The sequence below is a fragment of the Brevundimonas vesicularis genome (assembly GCF_014204545.1).
GTDB classification, from domain to species: Bacteria; Pseudomonadota; Alphaproteobacteria; order Caulobacterales; family Caulobacteraceae; genus Brevundimonas; species Brevundimonas vesicularis_B.
Genome location: NZ_JACHLJ010000010.1, coordinates 1 through 4,931, shown reverse-complemented (window position 1 = coordinate 4,931; position 4,931 = coordinate 1). Strand labels below are relative to the sequence as shown.

Genomic DNA, 4,931 nt, shown 5'->3' with positions numbered 1-4,931 from the left:
CCATGACAGGTACACCAGAGGTATGTCCATCCCGGTCCTCTCGTACTAGGGACAGATCCTCTCAAGCTTCGAACACCCACGGCAGATAGGGACCAAACTGTCTCACGACGTTCTGAACCCAGCTCACGTACCACTTTAAATGGCGAACAGCCATACCCTTGGGACCTGCTCCAGCCCCAGGATGTGATGAGCCGACATCGAGGTGCCAAACTTTGCCGTCGATATGGACTCTTGGGCAAAATCAGCCTGTTATCCCTAGAGTACCTTTTATCCGTTGAGCGATGGCCCTTCCACTCGGGACCACCGGATCACTATGGCCGACTTTCGTCTCTGCTCGACTTGTCAGTCTCGCAGTCAGGCGGGCTTATGCCATTGCACTCGACGACCGATTTCCGACCGGTCTGAGCCCACCATCGCGCGCCTCCGTTACACTTTAGGAGGCGACCGCCCCAGTCAAACTACCCACCACGCCATGTCCCGGGACCGGATAACGGCCCTCGGTTAGACGTCAACGACAGTAAGGGTGGTATTTCAAGGACGACTCCACCAGAGCTGGCGCCCCGGTTTCATAGTCTCCCACCTATCCTACACATACGGTCGCTAACGCCAAGGCGAAGCTATAGTAAAGGTTCATAGGGTCTTTCCGTCTGACCGCGGGAACCCCGCATCTTCACGGGGAATTCAATTTCACTGAGCCTATGCTGGAGACAGTGGGGAAGTCGTTACGCCATTCGTGCAGGTCGGAACTTACCCGACAAGGAATTTCGCTACCTTAGGACCGTTATAGTTACGGCCGCCGTTTACCTGGGCTTCAGTTCGACGCTTTCACATCTCCCTTTAACCTTCAGGCACCGGGCAGGCGTCAGACCCTATACGTCGCATTGCTGCTTCGCAGAGCCCTGTGTTTTTGCTAAACAGTCGCTACCCCCTGGCTTGTGCCACTCAGTCCTGCTTGCGCAAGGTGAGTCACGCTTATTCCGAAGTTACGCGTGCAATTTGCCGAGTTCCTTCAGCATAGTTCTCTCAAACGCCTTGGTATGCTCTACCTGACCACCTGTGTCGGTTTCGGGTACGGTCTCTGCTGGAGTTATTTCCTGGGACAACGCCCCCGCACACACAATCCAATAAGTGGGTACGAGTTAAGCCATCCGTCACTTCCAGCTGGTGCAGGAATATTTACCTGCTTCCCATCGACTACGCTTTTCAGCCTCGCCTTAGGGGCCGACTAACCCTGCGCAGATTAGCTTTACGCAGGAACCCTTGGTCTTTCGGCGAGAGTGTCTCTCACACTCTTATCGTTACTCATGTCAGCATTCTCACTTCCGATACCTCCAGCCAGGCTCACGCCTGACCTTCACCGGCCTACGGAACGCTCCGCTACCGCTTGCAGTAAACTGCAAACCCATATCTTCGGCGCACGGCTTGAGCCCCGTTACATTTTCCGCGCAGGATCGCTTGATCAGTGAGCTGTTACGCTTTCTTTAAAGGATGGCTGCTTCTAAGCCAACCTCCTGATTGTCAAAGCAATCCCACATCGTTTCCCACTTAGCCGTGACTTGGGGGCCTTAGATGATGGTTAGGGTTGTTTCCCTTTTCACGACGGACGTTAGCACCCGCCGTGTGTCTGCCCGATAGTTCTCTTGGGTATTCGGAGTTTGGTTAGTATTGGTACCGCTCGCGCAGCCCGCAACCATCCAGTGCTCTACCCCCCAAGGAATTCGTCGGACGCTCTACCTAAATAGATTTCGCGGAGAACCAGCTATGTCCAGGTTTGATTGGCCTTTCACCCCTATCCACAAGTCATCCCAGAATTTTTCAACATTCACGGGTTCGGTCCTCCAGTTGGTGTTACCCAACCTTCAACCTGCTCATGGATAGATCACCTGGTTTCGGGTCGTCATACGTCGAACTTAGCGCCCTATTCAGACTCGCTTTCGCTGCGCCTACACCTAACGGCTTAAGCTTGCTCGACACATGAAGTCGCTGACCCATTATACAAAAGGTACGCCGTCACCGCGCTTGGCGGCTCCGACTGCTTGTAGGCTTCCGATTTCAGGATCTGTTTCACTCCCCTTGTCGGGGTGCTTTTCACCTTTCCCTCACGGTACTTGTTCACTATCGGTCGTAGAGGAGTACTTAGGCTTGGAGGGTGGTCCCCCCATGTTCAGACAGGATTTCACGTGTCCCGCCCTACTCGAGTCTCTTGCTGTTTGATGACTACGGGGCTTTCACCCACTATGGCCGACCTTTCCAGATCGTTCGTCTTTATTTCACAAGAGCACTGGCCTGGTCCCGGTTCGCTCGCCACTACTACGGGAGTCTCGGTTGATGTCCTTTCCTCCGGGTACTGAGATGTTTCAGTTCCCCGGGTTCGCTTAATGAAGCCTATGTATTCAGCTCATTATACCTTTCAACAATCCGCCAATCGCTGCCCCGGAGAGCAGAGTTGGAAGACTGTAAAGGTGGGTTTCCCCATTCGGAAATAACCGGATCAAAGGGTGCTAGCGCCTCCCCGGTTCTTATCGCAGCTTGCCACGTCCTTCATCGCCTCTCTACGCCAAGGCATCCGTCAGAAGCCCTTCAACGTTTGATCGTTTCTCAGCAAAACTCATGCTTGGTTTATTCCGCCCGACTGGAAAGATGCCGGGGGACCAAGCCTGATTTTTGTCAGACAATGTCTTCTTCTCGAACAAGACCTCAAAGCTCAGGGGAGCCGGTCACGTTCTTCCTTTACGATATCAATGCCAGCCGACGAGCGCCGACGGGCAATTCTTGATGCGATCACAAGATCCTGGTGGAGCCAGACGGAGTCGAACCGACGACATCCTGCTTGCAAAGCAGGCGCTCTACCAACTGAGCTATGGCCCCATTCCATCAGGAATAGTGCGAAGCCCAGGAGAGCTGTCGGCGATGCCGTCTTGAGGCTGAGAACCCCCAGCGAACCAGAAGTCCTGGTAGGCCCGGGCAGACTCGAACTGCCGACCTTACGCTTATCAGGCGTACGCTCTAACCACCTGAGCTACGGGCCTATGGCAGCGACAGCCGGGTCATAGACACCCAGGCTCGCGATCGCGTCACCAACTCAACGACCCGTATGGTCGAGGCGTCGATGACGAAAGTGGAAAGAGAAACGGAGACGGCGGCGTTCCGCCGTTTGTGCCTAGCGCTATCGCATTGCTGCTTGAGCGCATCAGCTATTGGAGCCTCAATAGACAGTCTCGTGAGAGACGGCCTGGAGAAGCATCCTTAGAAAGGAGGTGATCCAGCCGCAGGTTCCCCTACGGCTACCTTGTTACGACTTCACCCCAGTCGCTGACCCTACCGTGGTCGCCTGCCTCCTTGCGGTCAGCGCAGCGCCTTCGGGTAGAACCAACTCCCATGGTGTGACGGGCGGTGTGTACAAGGCCCGGGAACGTATTCACCGCGGCATGCTGATCCGCGATTACTAGCGATTCCAACTTCATGCCCTCGAGTTGCAGAGGACAATCCGAACTGAGACGACTTTTAAGGATTAACCCTCTGTAGTCGCCATTGTAGCACGTGTGTAGCCCACCCTGTAAGGGCCATGAGGACTTGACGTCATCCCCACCTTCCTCCGGCTTAGCACCGGCAGTCCCATTAGAGTTCCCAACTAAATGATGGCAACTAATGGCGAGGGTTGCGCTCGTTGCGGGACTTAACCCAACATCTCACGACACGAGCTGACGACAGCCATGCAGCACCTGTGTCCTAGTCCCCGAAGGGAAAGCCAGATCTCTCTGGCGGTCCAGGCATGTCAAAAGGTGGTAAGGTTCTGCGCGTTGCTTCGAATTAAACCACATGCTCCACCGCTTGTGCGGGCCCCCGTCAATTCCTTTGAGTTTTAATCTTGCGACCGTACTCCCCAGGCGGATTGCTTAATGCGTTAGCTGCGTCACCGAAATGCATGCATCCCGACAACTAGCAATCATCGTTTACGGCGTGGACTACCAGGGTATCTAATCCTGTTTGCTCCCCACGCTTTCGAGCCTCAGCGTCAGTAATGAGCCAGTGTGTCGCCTTCGCCACTGGTGTTCTTCCGAATATCTACGAATTTCACCTCTACACTCGGAGTTCCACACACCTCTCTCATACTCAAGACACCCAGTATCAAAGGCAATTCCGAGGTTGAGCCCCGGGATTTCACCCCTGACTTAAATGTCCGCCTACGCTCCCTTTACGCCCAGTAATTCCGAGCAACGCTAGCCCCCTTCGTATTACCGCGGCTGCTGGCACGAAGTTAGCCGGGGCTTCTTCTCCGGGTACCGTCATTATCGTCCCCGGTGAAAGAATTTTACAATCCTAAGACCTTCATCATTCACGCGGCATGGCTGCGTCAGGCTTTCGCCCATTGCGCAAGATTCCCCACTGCTGCCTCCCGTAGGAGTTTGGGCCGTGTCTCAGTCCCAATGTGGCTGATCATCCTCTCAGACCAGCTACTGATCGTCGCCTTGGTGAGCCTTTACCTCACCAACTAGCTAATCAGACGCGGGCCGCTCTAAAGGCGATAAATCTTTCCCCCGAAGGGCACATTCGGTATTAGCACAAGTTTCCCTGAGTTATTCCGAACCTAAAGGCACGTTCCCACGTGTTACTCACCCGTCCGCCACTAACTCCGAAGAGTTCGTTCGACTTGCATGTGTTAGGCCTGCCGCCAGCGTTCGCTCTGAGCCAGGATCAAACTCTCAGGTTGAGTTGACTTCTGACCTAAGCTTGAAGACCACCGAAGTGGTCTTGGCATTAGTTCTACGTATTTTATTGACGAGTTCCCACGTCATCGATCCTAAGACCGACGCATGGTATCTTTTCAAAAAGACCGCAGATAGTCAGTGTCGTATGATGACCTTCTAGGGTCATCGCAAGAACACCGCCGCCTGCGTTTCTCTTTCCAAATCAACAATGTCAAAGACCCA

The 4,931-nt window shown here is 54.2% G+C and carries 2 tRNA genes and 2 rRNA genes; all 4 read right to left on the bottom strand.

Annotation, left to right across the window (positions count from 1 at the left end):
• Positions 1-2,593: ribosomal RNA gene (locus tag HNP47_RS16070) — 23S ribosomal RNA — on the bottom strand; the annotation flags it as partial.
• A 199-nt stretch (positions 2,594-2,792) separates the two neighbouring features.
• Positions 2,793-2,868 (bottom strand) — tRNA-Ala (locus HNP47_RS16065).
• Between the two features lie 84 nt (positions 2,869-2,952).
• Positions 2,953-3,029, bottom strand: a tRNA-Ile gene (locus tag HNP47_RS16060).
• 221 nt (positions 3,030-3,250) lie between these two features.
• Positions 3,251-4,711 (bottom strand): 16S ribosomal RNA (locus tag HNP47_RS16055).
• Positions 4,712-4,931: the final 220 nt, after the last annotated feature.